This is a genomic window from Acidobacteriota bacterium (genome assembly GCA_016208495.1).
Taxonomy (GTDB): Bacteria; Acidobacteriota; Blastocatellia; order Chloracidobacteriales; family Chloracidobacteriaceae; genus JACQXX01.
On record JACQXX010000110.1, the window covers coordinates 59,715 to 75,356 of the forward strand.

Annotated in this window: 13 protein-coding genes; 10 read left to right on the forward strand and 3 right to left on the reverse strand. The window is 50.2% G+C overall.

The window, feature by feature from the left end; translation table 11 throughout:
- Positions 1-33: 33 nt before the first annotated feature.
- Both HY774_22875 and HY774_22880 read left to right on the forward strand, forming a co-directional pair.
- Positions 34-624: a TetR/AcrR family transcriptional regulator gene (locus HY774_22875; protein ID MBI4751332.1), complete on the forward strand. Its 591-nt coding sequence runs from the start codon at positions 34-36 to the stop codon at positions 622-624.
- A 73-nt stretch (positions 625-697) separates the two neighbouring features.
- Entirely contained in the window at positions 698-1,447 is a 750-nt protein-coding gene (locus tag HY774_22880; protein MBI4751333.1) for a glucose 1-dehydrogenase, read from the forward strand.
- A 27-nt stretch (positions 1,448-1,474) separates the two neighbouring features.
- On the opposite strand, the gene HY774_22885 is transcribed toward HY774_22880, so the two are convergent.
- Positions 1,475-4,915, reverse strand: coding sequence for a SpoIIE family protein phosphatase (locus HY774_22885; protein ID MBI4751334.1), 3,441 nt, complete (start codon positions 4,913-4,915; stop codon positions 1,475-1,477).
- A 325-nt stretch (positions 4,916-5,240) separates the two neighbouring features.
- Positions 5,241-6,233 (reverse strand): deoxyhypusine synthase family protein, encoded by a 993-nt coding sequence (locus HY774_22890; protein MBI4751335.1) that lies wholly within the window; start codon positions 6,231-6,233, stop codon positions 5,241-5,243.
- Positions 6,234-7,238: 1,005 nt separating this feature from the next.
- Here HY774_22890 and HY774_22895 point away from each other — a divergent pair.
- The 5 genes from HY774_22895 to HY774_22915 all read left to right on the forward strand — a co-directional run bounded on the left by HY774_22895 (position 7,239) and on the right by HY774_22915 (position 12,719).
- The gene (locus HY774_22895; GenBank protein MBI4751336.1) at positions 7,239-7,940 is read left to right on the forward strand and encodes a dihydrodipicolinate reductase; all 702 of its coding nucleotides are present in this window, start codon (positions 7,239-7,241) and stop codon (positions 7,938-7,940) included.
- A gap of 85 nt (positions 7,941-8,025) precedes the next feature.
- Positions 8,026-8,934, forward strand: a complete 909-nt coding sequence (locus HY774_22900; protein ID MBI4751337.1) for a 4-hydroxy-tetrahydrodipicolinate synthase — start codon at positions 8,026-8,028, stop codon at positions 8,932-8,934.
- A gap of 367 nt (positions 8,935-9,301) precedes the next feature.
- Complete coding sequence (locus tag HY774_22905; GenBank protein ID MBI4751338.1) at positions 9,302-10,132, forward strand: 2,3,4,5-tetrahydropyridine-2,6-dicarboxylate N-succinyltransferase; 831 nt, start codon at positions 9,302-9,304, stop codon at positions 10,130-10,132.
- A gap of 215 nt (positions 10,133-10,347) precedes the next feature.
- Entirely contained in the window at positions 10,348-11,514 is a 1,167-nt protein-coding gene (locus tag HY774_22910; protein ID MBI4751339.1) for an aminotransferase class I/II-fold pyridoxal phosphate-dependent enzyme, read from the forward strand.
- Positions 11,515-11,666: 152 nt separating this feature from the next.
- Positions 11,667-12,719 carry a M20/M25/M40 family metallo-hydrolase gene (locus tag HY774_22915; protein ID MBI4751340.1) on the forward strand — a complete coding sequence of 351 codons (1,053 nt, stop codon included), beginning with the start codon at positions 11,667-11,669 and terminating at the stop codon, positions 12,717-12,719.
- A gap of 152 nt (positions 12,720-12,871) precedes the next feature.
- On the opposite strand, the gene HY774_22920 is transcribed toward HY774_22915, so the two are convergent.
- Positions 12,872-13,201, reverse strand: a complete 330-nt coding sequence (locus tag HY774_22920; GenBank protein MBI4751341.1) for a hypothetical protein — start codon at positions 13,199-13,201, stop codon at positions 12,872-12,874.
- A gap of 295 nt (positions 13,202-13,496) precedes the next feature.
- Here HY774_22920 and HY774_22925 point away from each other — a divergent pair, with 295 nt between their 5' ends.
- The 3 genes from HY774_22925 (at position 13,497) to HY774_22935 (ending at position 15,383) form a co-directional block, all read left to right on the forward strand.
- Entirely contained in the window at positions 13,497-13,685 is a 189-nt protein-coding gene (locus HY774_22925; protein MBI4751342.1) for a hypothetical protein, read from the forward strand.
- A 29-nt stretch (positions 13,686-13,714) separates the two neighbouring features.
- Entirely contained in the window at positions 13,715-14,539 is an 825-nt protein-coding gene (locus tag HY774_22930; protein MBI4751343.1) for a ParA family protein, read from the forward strand.
- Between the two features lie 529 nt (positions 14,540-15,068).
- The gene (locus tag HY774_22935; GenBank protein MBI4751344.1) at positions 15,069-15,383 is read left to right on the forward strand and encodes a hypothetical protein; all 315 of its coding nucleotides are present in this window, start codon (positions 15,069-15,071) and stop codon (positions 15,381-15,383) included.
- The last annotated feature ends 259 nt before the right edge of the window (positions 15,384-15,642 follow it).

The following is a 15,642-nucleotide window of genomic DNA, read 5'->3' on the forward strand; positions in this document are numbered from 1 at the left end:
GACCAATCGGTCTAAGTTAACTAGAGTGCCGTTATGAAACGTGGACCTGAGAAACAATTTTGCCCAACCGAGGCGCTCCAGAAAGCGATGGAAGTTTTTCTGGCTCGCGGCTACCAGGGGGCGAGTTTGTCAGAATTACTCGACCAGATGGGGATTGGGCGCAAAAGTCTCTATGACACGTTTGGTAATAAACACGAGCTTTTTTTGAAAACATTGGAGCTTTATTCCCAGACCGCCATCAAGGAAATGCAAGATCAACTGGCGGCACCCGGCTCACCCAAAGCCAATATCGAAGCGGTCCTGCTCAAGTGGCAGGATGCCAACTCCCAACCTGACAGCAAAGGCTGTCTAATTGGCAACAACCTCGCTGATTTTTGTACTGAAGATGAAGGAATGGCCCACGTTTTGAGCAAACACCTGACCCAACTTGAAAATGCGTTTACCGATGCGGTGGCCCGAGCCCAGACGGCAGGTGAAGTCCCAGCCGACATCCCGCCCGGCGACCTTGCCCGATTGCTGGTCTGTCTTGGCCAGGGAGTTGCACTGATGGGGCGTGTCACCACCGATCAAACCCATTTCAAAGGCGTGTTTGAGGCAATTTTGACGCTGCTCCGGCCAGCCTGATTTTTTTTACCCAAAACCTTGACCGATCAGTCAAAGTTTTTATAGATTTAACCTATCTTTAGGAGATTTTAAAATGTCACGCTTGAGTAACAAAACCGCAGTCATCACCGGTGGCACGACCGGTCTTGGATTTGAAACCGCCCGCCACTTTATCAAAGAAGGCGCCCGCGTCATCATCACTGGTCAAAACGAAGACCGCCTGGCCAAAGCGGCCAGAGAGCTTGGTCCCCAGGCAATTCCAGTTCGGGCCGATGCCAAATCACTGGCTGATTTGGATCAACTTGCCCGGCGGGTACGCGAAGAATTTGGGAAACTCGATATTTTGTTTGCCAACGCCGGAATTGCCAAATTTGCGCCACACGAAGCCGTTGATGAAAACCACTTTGACGAACAGTTTGATGTCAACGTCAAAGGTCTTTATTTCACAGTTCAAAAACTCTCGGGATTGCTCAACGAAGGCGCGAGTGTCATCCTCAATGCCTCCGCCGTGAATGAAAAAGGACTTCCGATGGGCACCGTCTATCTGGCCACCAAAGCCGCTGTTCGGTCGCTGGCCCGGTCGTTTGCGGCTGAATTTGGGGCTCGCCGGATTCGCGTCAATGCTGTCAGCCCAGGATTTGTGCCAACTGAAATCCAATCCAAAATGGGGCTTCCGTCTGAAGTTATGGCCGGGTTTGAAGCCTCTATCGCGCAGACAACGCCTTTGAAACGTGTTGGCCAACCAGAAGAAGTCGCGACTGCGGTCGTGTTCCTGGCAAGTGACGAAGCGTCGTACATTACAGCCGCTGACCTGACCGTTGACGGCGGCTTTATGCACGTCTGAAAAAACCAGGGCTTGGGGCTGGTTTTTTCAGCCTGACACCGTTTCGACCCGGACTGAAGAGGATTGTCTGACTGCTCGAACCGGCTGGTATTGAATCACCACAAACGTCATATCATCAGCCTGGGGAACGCCTCGGGCCCAGGCTTCACCGGTTTGAATCAACCGGGAAATCACATCCTGCGGGGATTGGGCAGGTGAAGCCTCCAAAATTTCCCGCATTCGTCCATAGCCAAAAACTTCTTCAGTCGGATTGAGTTGCTCTGGAAATCCATCGCTCATCAGCACAACCATGTCCTCTGGATCGAGGGTAAATTCAGCGGTTTGATATGGAAACTGGATAAAACTCCCGAGCGGAAGCCCTTCGATTTCAATATCTTCAATCTGGCCGGTATGAGCGCGATACACCAGTGCCGGAGGCATCCCGGCGGCCCCGAGCGTGACCCGATTCCCCTTGATCCTGAGCACGGTCAGCGCCATGTACAGCGTTTTCAAATTCAATCGCTTGAGCGCCTGGGACATCCGCGAGAGCAACTGCGGCAAATCAGGTTCCTGGGCCAGCGTCCCAAACAAACTTTTGGTTGCGGTCACCATCATCCCGGCGCGCAACCCGTGACCCGTGGCATCTCCGATCACCACTGACAGGGTCTGGTCATCTGCCAGATGGAAGTCATAATAATCACCACCAACTTCGGTGGCCGTTTTCATATAAACCGAAATTGCGAGATCTGGGAGGTTTGGAATGGTGCGCGGAAGCATCGAAAGCTGCAACTGACGGGCTTCTTCCAGTTCCTGGGCCTGCCGTTGGCGCTCGGCCTCAATCGCCCGGGCCAGATTGACCGCTGCCTCGGCTTTCGCTCGTGAAACTTCAGCTTCGCTTTCAGCCGTTTTCGCCCGTAGATGAACTTCTTTGAGATGAGCGCGCGACTTCACCTTGCTGGTTTGAAATTGCACGACACCCCACAGGCCAGCGCTGAATCCAAGCACATAGAGCCCATAAGCCCACCACGTCCGCCAGGGCGGAGGAATAATCCGGACCCGAATGGACTGGCCGACATCGTTCCAAACTCCATCATTGTTTGATCCTTTGACGCGAAAAATGTACTCACCAGGGTTGAGATTGGTGTAATTGACAAAGCGGCGATTTCCACAGTACACCCAATCGGCATCGAAATTGACCAACTGATAGGCATATTGATTTTTCTCGGCTGACCGGTAATTCAGTGCCGAAAATTCAAACCCGAAGACCGTTTCCCAATAATTCAGTTCGATTTCTTGCAGCGTACACAGCGAAGCATTGAGCCGGGTGACTTTGTCAAATTTGCGGAAAGCAGTCAGTCGGACGGGTGGAATTTCAGGATTGTCTTTGATTTTGTCTGGCCAGAATCGGGTAATGCCGCCAACTCCGCCCAGATAAAACTGACCATCCGGTGCTTCAAAGGCACATCCGATATTGAACCGCCGGGTTTGAATTCCATCTTTGCTGTTATAGATGTGAAAGGTTCCTGTCGCGGGTTCAAATTTCGCCAGAGCAAAATGAAAACTGATCCAGAGATTCCCAGTTGGATCTGGCAAGATCTCCAGCACATAGGGCGCCGGGAGTCCATTTTTTTCCGTGTATCGGACAAATTTTTGCTGATCAGGCACAAACCGATTGAAGCCGTTTGATGTCCCCACCCAGAGTGTTCCGCTTCGGTCTTCGACAATCGAAGTGATGATGTCACTTGATAAGCTGGCCGGATCCTGGTTTTCATGTCGAAAAGCAACCACCGCACCGGTTTGAGGGTTGAGCCGGAGCAACCCGGCGCCGCCGCCGGCATTGGTGCTGATGGTTGGCCCCGTACCAACCCAAAGCTGCCCCTGACGGTCACGCCATAAGGCTGAAACAGAAAATGCCCCTGTCGCCCCAGGCACAGCAAATTCAGCCGCCACTTGCGTGAATTGCCCGGTTTGCGGGTTAAACCGATTTAAGCCCTGGTCAGTCCCAACCCATAAATCACCAGATGGATCTTCCAGGATTCGACCAACATAGTTTGAACTGATGGAGTTTGGATTTTTTGGATCGTGTGAGAACGCCCGAAAAGACTTCTTTTGAGGATCGTATTGTAACAAGCCACGAGTTGCCGTCCCAAACCAGATCATTCCGCGTCGGTCTTCGACAATCGAATAAAATCCGGTCGTCTCCCCAAGTCCAGCCACCGTCCCATTCCCCTCATATGTTTTGACATCACCGGTTTTGAGATTGACCTGATGCAAGACCGGGCTATCCGTCCCAAGCCATACATCGCCGCGCGAATCAATTTCCACGGCATAATAATTGTCACCCAAATCAAACGGGTTTTCCGGGTGAAGCAAAAAACTGGTAAAGCTTTTGGCGCGCAAATCATATTTATTGAGCCCACGCGATGTGCCAATCCAGAGCAGTCCCGAGGCGTCTTCCAGCAGCGTCGTGCCAAAATTCCAGCTCAGGCTGTACGGATTTTTCGGATCATAGGCAAACGATTCAAACTGTTTTGTCGCTCGATGAAAACGATGCAGGCCACCTTCAATACTGCGCAGGTACGACGTGATCCAGATTTGCCCAAGACTGTCTTCCAGAATGCAGGAGACATTGTTTCCTTCCTCGTTGGGTGAAAACAAAAAGGCTTCAAAGGTACTGGTTTCAGGGTGGTAGAGATTTAACCCACCACCGAGTGTCCCAACCCAGAGTTGCCCCGAACGATCAACCAGGAGCGAACGAACCTCCCTGGCACCTAAACTCCCAGGGCGTGCCGGGTCATGGCGAAATGACCGAAAGCGACTGGTGTCTGGGCTAAATTCGAGGAGTCCGTCCCCAGTCCCAACCCAGAGCGAATCGGGACCAGCCTGGGTGATGGCCGTTATTCGGTTTCGAGCCGCCAGGTCACTTCCAGGCTCATTCAAATTGAACCGGACAAACTGGCCGCTGGCCACATCAAACCGATTTAATCCGTCATTGGTACCAACCCAAAGCTGGCCCAACCGATCAACAAACAATGTATTGACAATATTGTGGCTTAAACTGGTGGCCTGGTGCGGCTGGTGTTGATACTGAATGAAGGTTTCTTGATCTGGGAGAAAGAGGTTCAATCCACCGCTGGTGGCAACCCACAGCCTTCCGGACTGGTCCTCCTGCAAATCCCAAACGGCATTGTCAGACAGCGAAGTCGAATCACCTGGATTGGCCCGAAAAATGGTGAAGTTGTATCCATCATAGCGGGCCAGCCCATCCTGTGTGCCGACCCACAAAAACCCGTGGGTATCCTGGTGCAATGCCCGCACCCAGTTGGACGGCATCCCCTGTTCAATGGTGAGCCGCTCAAACCGCGTCGGATGAGCAATTCCAGCCAGGGCAGGTGTGACCAGCCCACACCCAACTCCCCACACGCACAGGCCGACAAGCGCGGCCATCGCTCGTCTCAAAAACTGAGAACTGGTGATCTGGTGTGCCATACAAGTGAGTGAAATAGCGAATTGAAGTGAGTAGCGAGTAGTCAATCCAGAGAAGCAAGGAACAAAAAGTCAGCCAGCCTGAGTGGTAAGGAATCAGCATAAGATTGAGGGATCAAACATATCCAGTCAAACAATTTTATGATCAACTACCTTCTCAACCTGGATTGACAACTGGCTTCTCTTTGCTCATTTTGTGAACGCGTTCACAACGATTTAAGTATTTGAAAATAAATACTTTAATTAGTCCCAGCCGAATTCAACAACATCCTCGGAATTGTTTTATCCTCCTACTCGCTACTCGCTACTCACTACTCACTTTGGTTTGCTACTGCCCTAAAATCATGGCAAACATCAGCGGGGCGACAATTGAGGCGTCTGATTCGATGATGTATTTCGGCGTATCAACCCCGAGCTTGCCCCAGGTGATTTTTTCGTTGGGAACAGCGCCTGAATAAGAGCCATAACTGGTTGTCGAATCACTGATCTGGCAGAAATAGCCCCACACCGGGACACCCGTGCGCTGCAAATCCTGGTGCAGCATCGGCACCACGCAAATTGGGAAATCGCCTGCGATACCGCCGCCAATCTGGAAGAATCCAATTGAATGATCGGCTGAAGTGGTGGTGTAGTAGTCCGCCAGTTCAATCATGTACTCAATCCCGGTGCGCACCGTGTGGACGTTTTTCACATCGCCCGTAATGCAGTGCCCGGCATACATATTGCCCATGGTTGAATCTTCCCAGCCTGGAACCACCATTGGCAGATTCTTTTCCATCGCTGCCATCATCCAGGAATCCTTTGTATCAATCTGGTAATACTGTTCCAGGGCGCCCGATTTCAGAACCCGATACATAAATTCATGCGGGAAATAGCGTTCTCCGGCCTGGTCGGCACGTGTCCATTCATCAACCATGGCGGTTTCGAGGCGGCGCATGGCTTCCATTTCCGGAATGCAGGTATCGGTGACGCGGTTCATGTGGCGTTCGAGGAGCGCCAGTTCATCCTGCGGGGTGAGATCGCGATAATGCGGCACGCGCTCATAATAATTGTGTGCCACCAGGTTAAAGAGGTCTTCTTCAAGATTGGCGCCAGTACAGGAAATGATGTGGATTTTATCCTGGCGAATCATTTCCGCCAGCGAAATACCGAGTTCCGCCGAACTCATCGCGCCAGCGAGCGTGACCATCATCTTTCCACCCTGATCCAGGTGGCGTTGATAGGCTTCGGCGGCGTCAATCAGGCTGGCCGCATTAAAATGCCGAAAGTGGTGTTTCAAAAAAGCCGTAATCTGGCCGGTAGTGGTGTTTGCAGTGCTCATAGGACCCTCTCAAGATCAAAAATGCGGTGGTGTGAAAACACAAAAAGCCATTCGAAAAGTGCCTACGGTCTGTTTTTCACGACGTATGCTCATTATGAGGGGTGAGCTATGAATTATGAACCAGCTATTTGATTGAAAATCAAGTCGCTTGCTCAATCATAATTCATAATTCGTAATTCATAATTCCTATAGCGTGGTTCAACAAGGCCGCCATCGGTCACTCGAATGGCTTTACATCAAAAAGAATGCGAAATAAGGCCGCGAATATAGCAATCCCTGTGAATCATCTGCAAATGGTTTGCGCATTCATCTGGTCTGGCTTGATTCCAGGAAAACCAGATACTGTCATTATATTTTCATCTTCTCCGCTATATTGACAGTCAAAACAACTCCTGGTATGGTGCTTTTACCCTAATAGAAACTCTCTCACGGTTACATAGTGCAATTCACAATGACACAACGAACACCATCTCCTCACACAAGTGGTTTCGTCCTTGCGTTTGAGCCCATCCAGTGTTTTGTGATGGGAACGCTGGATGGTTCAGACCGATTCAACGCCATTTCTTCGGCGCTCTACCTCTCCCTTGATTTCTGTTGTTGCTGCTGCTGTCGGGCCTAAGCGCCACGCTTTCTTCTCTTCCCCTTCAAAATTATACCAGTTTGTAGTCAGTAGTCAGTAGTCAGTAGTTCACTAAGTTTATTTGATTGAACTATTTGACTATTCTCTAAGTGACTTACATTGCCTGTGCCCGGGCTTTGCATTGCTCGTCTTCTTTGTAACGACTATGAAGAAAGCTCTGAGACATTTCGGGAAGGACCATCTCCTATTTTAAGGATGGTCAGATAATTCAATGAACCAAACTGAGCGAACTACCGATACCATTTTGGAATGGAATAATCGTATTAGAAAACGGTCAAGCAATTCAATCAATTGAAGTTAGTGAACTACTGACTACGATCTACTAACTACAAACTGGTCTGACTACTGACTACTGACTACTGACTATGAATATAGTTTTATTTGGCGATGGGAAAATGGGTCACGAGATTCGGAGACTGGCTGCCGAACGGGGGTTTCACGTTGTTGGAAGTGTCACCCGCCACGAAATTTCCGGTGAACCCGGAAAAGCCAAAGTCGCGATTGATTTTTCGCACGCTGACGCCATTGGCTCACATCTCAATCTCGCGATTGAACTTGGTCTCAATCTGGTGATTGGCACCACCGGCTGGAACGCTCAGCTTCCAGAAGTTCGTCGGCTGGTCAATTCGCATGGACTCGGGTTGATTTACAGCCCGAATTTCAGTCTTGGCGTGCAACTGTCGTTTCGGATCGCTCAATTTGCGGCTGAACTGTTCAGTGCCTTCGAGACACACCAGCCCTACATTGTCGAAGCCCACCACCAATTTAAAAAAGATGCGCCCTCTGGAACGGCGATTCGCTTTCAACAACTCGTCAGTGAACCGTTCAAGCGGGAAGTTCCAACCACCAGCCTCCGTGCCGGGTTTATCCCAGGAACGCACCGGGTTGGGTTTGATTCGGAATTTGACACCGTTGAACTGGTCCACACCGCACGCCAGCGAACCGGATTTGCCGACGGGGCGCTGCTGGCCGCACGCTGGATTGCTGGAAAACAAGGCGTGTTCGAATTTTCAACGTTGATTGATGACCAGTTGAATCACCAATTCAGTATCCCAGCCAAAGACTAAAACGGCACATCTCGAAGGGGAATCAATTGAACCTATTATCCCTGAACCCTGAACCCTGAACCCTGAACCCTGACATGGTATAAGTATGAGCAATGATTTAAAGCTTCAACTAAGCGGCGTCGGAACCGCCCTGGTCACACCCTTTACCAAAGATTTCCAACTGGACGAACCAGCCGTGCGCCGACTCGTCGAGTTTCAAATAAACAACCACGTTGACTTTTTAGTGCCAGGCGGGACTACTGGCGAGAGCGCGACTTTAAGCGACGAAGAAATCTCCCGCCTGGTGGATATCGTTGTCCAAACCACGGCAGGCCGGGTGCCGGTCGTGGCCGGGGCAGGTGGAAACAACACCGCCAAAGTCATCAAGCTGGCCAAACAATTTGAAAAACTTGGGGCTCAGGCGTTGTTGTCAGTTACGCCCTACTACAACAAACCAACTCAGGAGGGCCTGTTCCAGCATTATCGGGCGGTTGCCGAAGCCACGAGCCTGCCGATTATTGTCTACAATGTACCGCCCCGAACCAACGTCAACCTGTTTCCAGACACGGTTGCCCGACTGGCTGAAATCCCAAACATTGTCGGAATCAAAGAAGCCTCGGGTGATATTTCCCAAATTTCTGAAATCCTGACCCGTGTGCCGTCAAACTTCCTGGTGTTTTCCGGGGATGATTCGCTGACGTTGCCAGTGATTGCACTTGGCGGGCACGGTGTGATTTCGGTGATTTCCAACGAACTGCCGTTGTTGACGTCACAACTCGTCCACGCCAGCCTCGAAGGCCGGTTTGACGATGCGCGCACGCTCCACCGTCATTTACTGCCGTTGATGAAAGCCAATTTTCTCGAAACCAACCCCGGACCGGTCAAAGCCGTGCTGGCCCACTTTGGACTCATCCAGGAAGTGTTGCGCCTGCCGCTGGTTCCAGTCCATCCGTCAACCCGCGAACGTCTGCGAACCCTTTTGCGTGAACTCGGCCTGGTTGAGCATCGGGCCTGAGCAAGCGAGGAGCAAAATAGAGCGAGTCGCGAGGAGTCAGAAAGAGTGGGTATGAGGTAGCGAGATTCGTTTCGCTTAGGACGGCCAGGGAAGCTATTTGTGAACGCGTTCACAACAGGTTAAATTAAAGAAATAAAACATTTTAAATGGTCCTAGACGTTATATCTGACTCCTCGCTCTTCGTTCCTCACAACTCACTTTTCTGAATTGACTCCTCGCGACTCGCTATCTCACAACTCACTTTTCTGGATTGACTCCTCGCGACTCGCTATCTCGCTACTCACTTTTCTGGCGACTCGCTATCTCGCTATCTCGCTACTCACTCTTTCTGACTACTCGCTACTCGCTATCTCGCTACTCACTACTCATGACACTTAAAGACCGCATCAACGAACTTTTCGAACAGCCTCCGGAAACCTATTCGGAGGCGCATCATCGGCTGTTCAACACCTTTAAAGTCGAACTCAATGCTGGGCGGATTCGTGCGGCGGAACCCAAAGGCGACCGATGGAAGGTCAACCTCTGGGTCAAACGCGGGATTTTGCTTGGATTTCAGCTTGGGCAACTGAAAGACTTTTCGGTCAATTCACAGATTCGCTTTTTTGATAAACACACGTTTCCTCCAAAACCGTTGCAACTCACTGACGATGTGCGGCTTGTTCCGGGTGGGTCGGTGATTCGGGAAGGCGCCTATGTTGGACGCGGCGTGATTTGTATGCCGCCAATGTATATCAATGTCGGCGCCTACGTTGATGAAGGAACCATGGTGGATTCCCATGCGCTCGTCGGTTCCTGCGCCCAGATTGGAAAACGGGTGCATCTCTCGGCTGGTGCCCAAATCGGTGGTGTCCTTGAACCAGTCGGAGAACTCCCGGTCATCATTGAAGACGACGTGCTGGTGGGTGGAAACACCGGCATTTATGAAGGAACGATTGTTCGGCGCCGGGCCATTCTTGGTGCCGGGGTTGTGTTGACTGGTTCAACCCCGGTGTTTGATCTGGTACGCCAGCGAATCCTCCAGAAACAACCCACTCAACCGTTGGAAATTCCGGAAGGCGCGGTGGTCATTCCCGGAGCGCGAGCTATCACGAAAGGCTGGGGCGTCGAGCAGGGACTTTCAATCCAGACACCGCTGATTGTGAAATACCGCGATGAGAAAACCGATGCGGCGGTGACCTTTGAGGAGTTGTTGAGGTGATTTTGGGTTTCCGGGTTCCGGGTTCCGGGTTCTTTCAAGGGATGAGGGATGAAGGATGAGGGATGAAAAAAATCCCTTGTCACGTGGTCACCCTGTCATTGGTCACCTTGTCATCTTGTCCGGGTTCCGGGTTCCGGGTTCCGGGTTCCGGGTTCCGGGTTCCGGGTTTTTCGATTTATTTCCTTTTTTGTCTTTTCTGTCCTTTTCCCAAAACCATGCCCATATTTTCACCAATTTCGCCATCACTAGCCCGACGCGTCAATGCCATTCAACTCAGCGTGTTGCGACAGATTTATGATCAGGCGCCCGCTGGTTCAATCAACCTTGGGCTGGGTGAGCCAGACGTTCCCTTACCGGAAGTTATTCGCAAAGCCACCGAAGCGGCACTGGCTGGTGACCGGCTTGGATACACACCCAATGCCGGGCTGGGAGAAGTCCGAGAAGTCATTGCTGCCTATCAGGCTTCAATCACACAGGTGGGTTATGGTCGAGACAATGTCTGTGTGACGAGCGGCGCCCAGGAAGCGCTCTATACGGCACTGATGGCGCTGGTCAATCCGGGAGACGAAGTTCTGATTCCGGATCCTGGGTTTCTGGCATATCTGACGCTGGTTCGACTGGCAGGAGGATACATAAAGACCTACCCACTTCCAGCAGTTTCCGGGTTTGCCTTTGACCGCGAAGCTTTTGCCGCCTCTCTTTCGCCACGAACCAGGCTGGTGATTTTTAATTCGCCTTCGAATCCAACTGGCACCGTTTTTTCACGCGAAGACTGGCAATTTGTCGCAGACCGGCTTTCTCGCCACCGAATTCTGGCCATTACCGACGAAGTTTACCGCGAAATCTATGCCGACCAGGCGCCTCCGTCACTGGCTGAGGTTTACGACGGAACACTCGTCGTGTCGAGTCTTTCCAAAATGCTCGGAATGACTGGCTGGCGACTTGGCTGGGCCGCGGGGCCCAAAGACGTTGTGCGCGCCGTGACCGTGATGCACCAGTACGTGACGACCTGTGCTTCAACCCTGTCGCAACGGGCGGCGCTTGCGGCTTTTACTCCGGCAGGGCTGGCAGCAGTTCAGGAAATCAGAGAAACCCTTCAGCAGCGGCGCCAGATTTTGCAGACCGGATTAGCCCAAATGGATGTGCCATTCGCAATTGGACAGGGCGCCTTTTACGGACTGGTTGACGTGTCGGCACTTGGCGATGATGTTCAGGTGGCGGTGGAATTGCTCAAAGAATGTGTGATTACCGTTCCAGGAAGCGCCTTTGGAACACAATCCACCGGATTCCTCAGGTTGTCGTTTGGCGGTCAGCCGCAGAACCTGCGCGAAGGATTGAGCCGACTCAAGCAAGGGCTGGCACGACTTCACCAGTCACGATGAATCGGGTTTGGTTTTTGATCTGGTTCATTGAGCCCGAACCAAAGGACAGAAAGGACAGAAGGGACAGGATGAGAGTCGGGTTCGTCACTGCGATTGATTTCTAATCACTAACCACTAACCACTAATCACTTTCTTCATTCTCAACTCTTTCTATGCTCGATGTATTGGAACTGACCAGAACCTTGATTGAAATTCCATCGGTGAGCGGCGATGAACGGCAGGTTGCTGAATATACCGCGACGCTCCTTGACCGGCTTGGCTTTCAGGTCATTTTGCAGGAAGCCGAATTTGACCGCCCGAACATCTATGCCTGGCTGGGCGAACCGGCAGTGGTGATGTCCACACATACCGACACGGTGCCGCCATTTTTTGGCTGGTCGGAAGACGAAGAATTTGTGTACGGACGCGGGGCCTGTGACGCCAAAGGCATCATGGCCGCGATGATTGTCGCCGCCCAGCAGCTCCAGGCTCAAGGAATCAAAGGCTTTGGCCTGCTGTTTGTCGTCGGTGAAGAACACGGCAGCATCGGCGCCCGGCGGGCCAATGACATCCCAAACGTTTCACGGTTTTTAATCAACGGAGAGCCAACCGAATCCACACTGGCGACTGGTTCAAAAGGCGCACTGCGGTTCAAACTCAAAACCCGAGGCGTGGCCGGGCATTCGGCCTACCCGGAACGTGGCGAGTCTGCGATTCATAAACTGCTTGATATACTGCAAACGCTTCGTCAGACAGACTGGCCGACCTGTTCGCGATTGGGAGCCACGACATTGAATATTGGCGAACTCCAGGGGGGCGTGGCGCCAAATGTGATTGCTCCACAGGCCGAAGCACATTTGATCTTTCGAGTTGTGACCAGTATTGCCCATCTGAAACAACACCTTGAATCGGTAGTTGGTCAACAGGCAGCCATTGAATATCTCTTTGAATGCGAACCAGTCATCATTGAAGTGATTGAAGGCTTTCCGACTTCGATTGCGGCATTTACCACTGACATTCCGCTTTTGACCAACTGGGGGAAACCACTGTTGTTTGGCCCTGGCTCAATTCACGATGCCCACACCGCCACCGAACGCATTCGAAAAAGCGAATTGCTGGCCGCTCCGGCCCGATATGTTGAACTGGTGAAGAAATTGATTCCTGAGGTAGTTGCATGGTCTCAAAACAAAACTGAATGCAAACCTGAGTTTGTCCAGTTTGATTAAAAGAGACAGCTTTTCAGCGTAAGAAACTACAGAAATATAGGGAATACACAGAAAACAAATCCTTTTTCTTGAATGGATTCTGCATTTTCAACCTGTCAATAAAGCCATACTACACTTTCAGCGAAGTTACATTGTGATGGCGGCGAAACTGATCAACCCAAAACTGAAACCAGTGTTGAGTAACCACCCCCTCCTGTACTTTGGTAGCTAGCAATCCAAGAAATAGGTTCAGACTCAACGGTATGAAAAAGCCAGGCGACAAGTGCTGCATTTTCATACAGTGAACCTGCCGCCGGATGAATCGTTGTATCAACATTCCCAACCGTAAAATCAGCGACTTGTAAGAACCTCAAGAGTGCCAGCCCAACTTCTTGAGACCCAGGAAAATCAATCTCATTGATAAGGCCGAGAAGCGTACCGTGATATTCACGTTCAATGCTCCCAGGAGGAAATTGGCCGAGGAAGTCTTCGTCATTTGCCATAAAAACCTGCCTGATGGTTAAGTGATCCAGGGGCTATAGGTCTCTACGATCTCAAGTTCTTCAATTTTCTGGTTGAGCTAAAGGCAAGAGGTTGTGAACAGCTATAACCTTTCAGATGATGTTTCTGTGAAAAATGACTCATAACCCCTTTAGAATCAATTATCATAATCAAGAATATTTATCTAAAAAGTCATGGCTATACTGACTATTTCTTGACTTTTTATAACCTCCCATGGAAATCTTTTACCTGACATTATTACGTCATTATGGTTAAACTCTCTACCAGGGTATTTATATGAATGAAAAACACCGAGTAACCATCTATCTCAACGGTAACCTTTGGGAATGGCTCAGAAAGCACTCTATTGATAAACACAAAAGCGCAAGTGCCATTCTTGAAGATTTACTTTCTACCTATAAATCAGAAGTTTCCAAAGAACGGCCTCCAGCCGAAACACCAACAAACCCTTCCGATCCAGTCTAACCACTTCCGTTTACCACTGGAGCAATCCCATGCCAGTTCGAAATATCATCACCATTGCCAACCAGAAAGGTGGGGTTGGCAAAACCACGACTGCGGTTAACCTGGCTGCGTCTCTCGCTGAAAGTGGTCTGAAGGTTCTTCTGGTGGATTGTGATCCGCAAGCCAATGCGACCACAAGCGTCTATAACCGTGAAGAAATAACCAGCTCACTCACAGAGGTTGTTTGCAGTCGTAGCGACGGAAAGCAAAAACTGCCGTTCCTGCAGGTGCGCGAGGCATTGTACGAAACGATCCTCCCAGGGCTGGATTTACTGCCTTCCACCATTGGCCTTTCTCGGTTTGAGGTTCAACCCGCCCTTTCCATTGACCGACTGACAAATGCCATCTGTGAAGTTGGTTCCATCTATGATGTGGTCATCGTTGACACGCCTCCACATCTTGGACAGATTTTTGCGGGGGCTGTCAAAGCGGCCTCGCATATTCTTATCCCGGTCTCCGCTTCATATCTGGCGTTGGAAGGCGTTGGCGACCTGCTTGACACCTTAGCCGAATTACCAAGTTGGGAAACGATTTCCGTTCTGGGTGTTTTGGTCACACTGTATGACACTCGAACCAATGCCAGCAAAGAAGCATTTCAAGCGATCAGGTCACACCCGCAATTAGGTGGAAAGTTGTTTCAGACCATCATCACGGTTAATACCCGGTTGAATGAAGCTCCTTCGCATCATGTTCCCATCCAGCGGTTTCCTTATGATGGAGTCAATGTCACCAGGGCTGTTCAGCAATTTGAAGAACTGGCTTCTGAAGTGTTGCAAAGGCTGGAATTTAGAAAGCAACTGCGAAAGGTGAAGTGATATGGCAACCAGGAAAGAAAAAAAAGTTGAAAAAGTCCTTCGGCAACCACGCAAGGTTTTTGGTGACAACCCGTTAGCCCGCCGGCAGCATAAAGAACCACATCCACTCGCCGAACTTTTTAACCGTCAGGAGGATCAAACCCTTAGACGTCTAACAGAACCTGTAGACGTCCAGACGTCTAATGATTCGAATACGTTAGACGTCCAGACGTCTACAGATTCAACCAACCAGACGTCTAATACTCAAACCTATAGACGTCTAAAAAACCCAAACCCAATTGATTATGAAAAATCGTATCGGGCCAGGGATCTTTCTCGACATACATTACGGCTTCCCACAGCTTATTCTAAGCAAGTAAAAGACTTTTGTTATAAACACAATCTTGAATTTCAAGAATTCTATACTCGCCTGACAGAGTATTTTTTCAGTCTTCCAAATATCGAGACGTCTAAAATTTTAAACCTAACCTTAGACGTCCAGACGTCCCATGATGACATGATGATATTTAAGACACATGAAGATATCATCATGCGCTTCGAACTTTACACAAATCGGAAATGGACACGCCGTGATGATCGTGAAGGAGTCCGCTATAACGATACCGACATCCGATTGATCGAGATTGCCTTCATTGCCACCATTGACAAAAAACTGCTGGGCAACACCGCCAAACAGCCCATCAAAAGCTTCAATTATTTCACCACCGAGATTGATCTTCTGATTCAGCAGCAGAGAGATAAGGAGCTTCCCGCCAATTTGGATGAATACCACAAATATGTGTTGAGCACCTGGGAAAAACGAATCCGTAAACTGAGAGACGCGAAATGGCCTCAGAACGCTTAAAATTGAATCAGTCTACAGACGGAATAACTCAACTTCTATCAAAAACTTCAGTCCTGTGACCGAACGGTTTTCATAAGCTGAAGCTTGAACACCCAATGGAAATCATTTTCTGAAAAGCTATGAACTGGTTGCGAGTTTTGAAAATTGATCTAAACCTTTGTTTTGTATATGTTAGAAGATATGAGAACTCGAGTCTCAACATACCAAAACAAAGGAGTAGATCGATGGACGTATCATCGCATAACCCCCAACCGACGCC

Excerpts from the sequence above, each read along its gene's own strand:
- HY774_22875 (MBI4751332.1), top strand. The coding sequence starts at position 34 with ATGAAACGTGGACCTGAGAAACAATTTTGCCCAACCGAGGCGCTCCAG.
- HY774_22880 (MBI4751333.1), top strand. The coding sequence starts at position 698 with ATGTCACGCTTGAGTAACAAAACCGCAGTCATCACCGGTGGCACGACC.
- HY774_22885 (MBI4751334.1), bottom strand. The coding sequence starts at position 4,915 with ATGGCACACCAGATCACCAGTTCTCAGTTTTTGAGACGAGCGATGGCC.
- HY774_22890 (MBI4751335.1), bottom strand. The coding sequence starts at position 6,233 with ATGAGCACTGCAAACACCACTACCGGCCAGATTACGGCTTTTTTGAAA.
- HY774_22895 (MBI4751336.1), top strand. The coding sequence starts at position 7,239 with ATGAATATAGTTTTATTTGGCGATGGGAAAATGGGTCACGAGATTCGG.
- HY774_22900 (MBI4751337.1), top strand. The coding sequence starts at position 8,026 with ATGAGCAATGATTTAAAGCTTCAACTAAGCGGCGTCGGAACCGCCCTG.
- HY774_22905 (MBI4751338.1), top strand. The coding sequence starts at position 9,302 with ATGACACTTAAAGACCGCATCAACGAACTTTTCGAACAGCCTCCGGAA.
- HY774_22910 (MBI4751339.1), top strand. The coding sequence starts at position 10,348 with ATGCCCATATTTTCACCAATTTCGCCATCACTAGCCCGACGCGTCAAT.
- HY774_22915 (MBI4751340.1), top strand. The coding sequence starts at position 11,667 with ATGCTCGATGTATTGGAACTGACCAGAACCTTGATTGAAATTCCATCG.
- HY774_22920 (MBI4751341.1), bottom strand. The coding sequence starts at position 13,201 with ATGGCAAATGACGAAGACTTCCTCGGCCAATTTCCTCCTGGGAGCATT.
- HY774_22925 (MBI4751342.1), top strand. The coding sequence starts at position 13,497 with ATGAATGAAAAACACCGAGTAACCATCTATCTCAACGGTAACCTTTGG.
- HY774_22930 (MBI4751343.1), top strand. The coding sequence starts at position 13,715 with ATGCCAGTTCGAAATATCATCACCATTGCCAACCAGAAAGGTGGGGTT.
- HY774_22935 (MBI4751344.1), top strand. The coding sequence starts at position 15,069 with ATGCGCTTCGAACTTTACACAAATCGGAAATGGACACGCCGTGATGAT.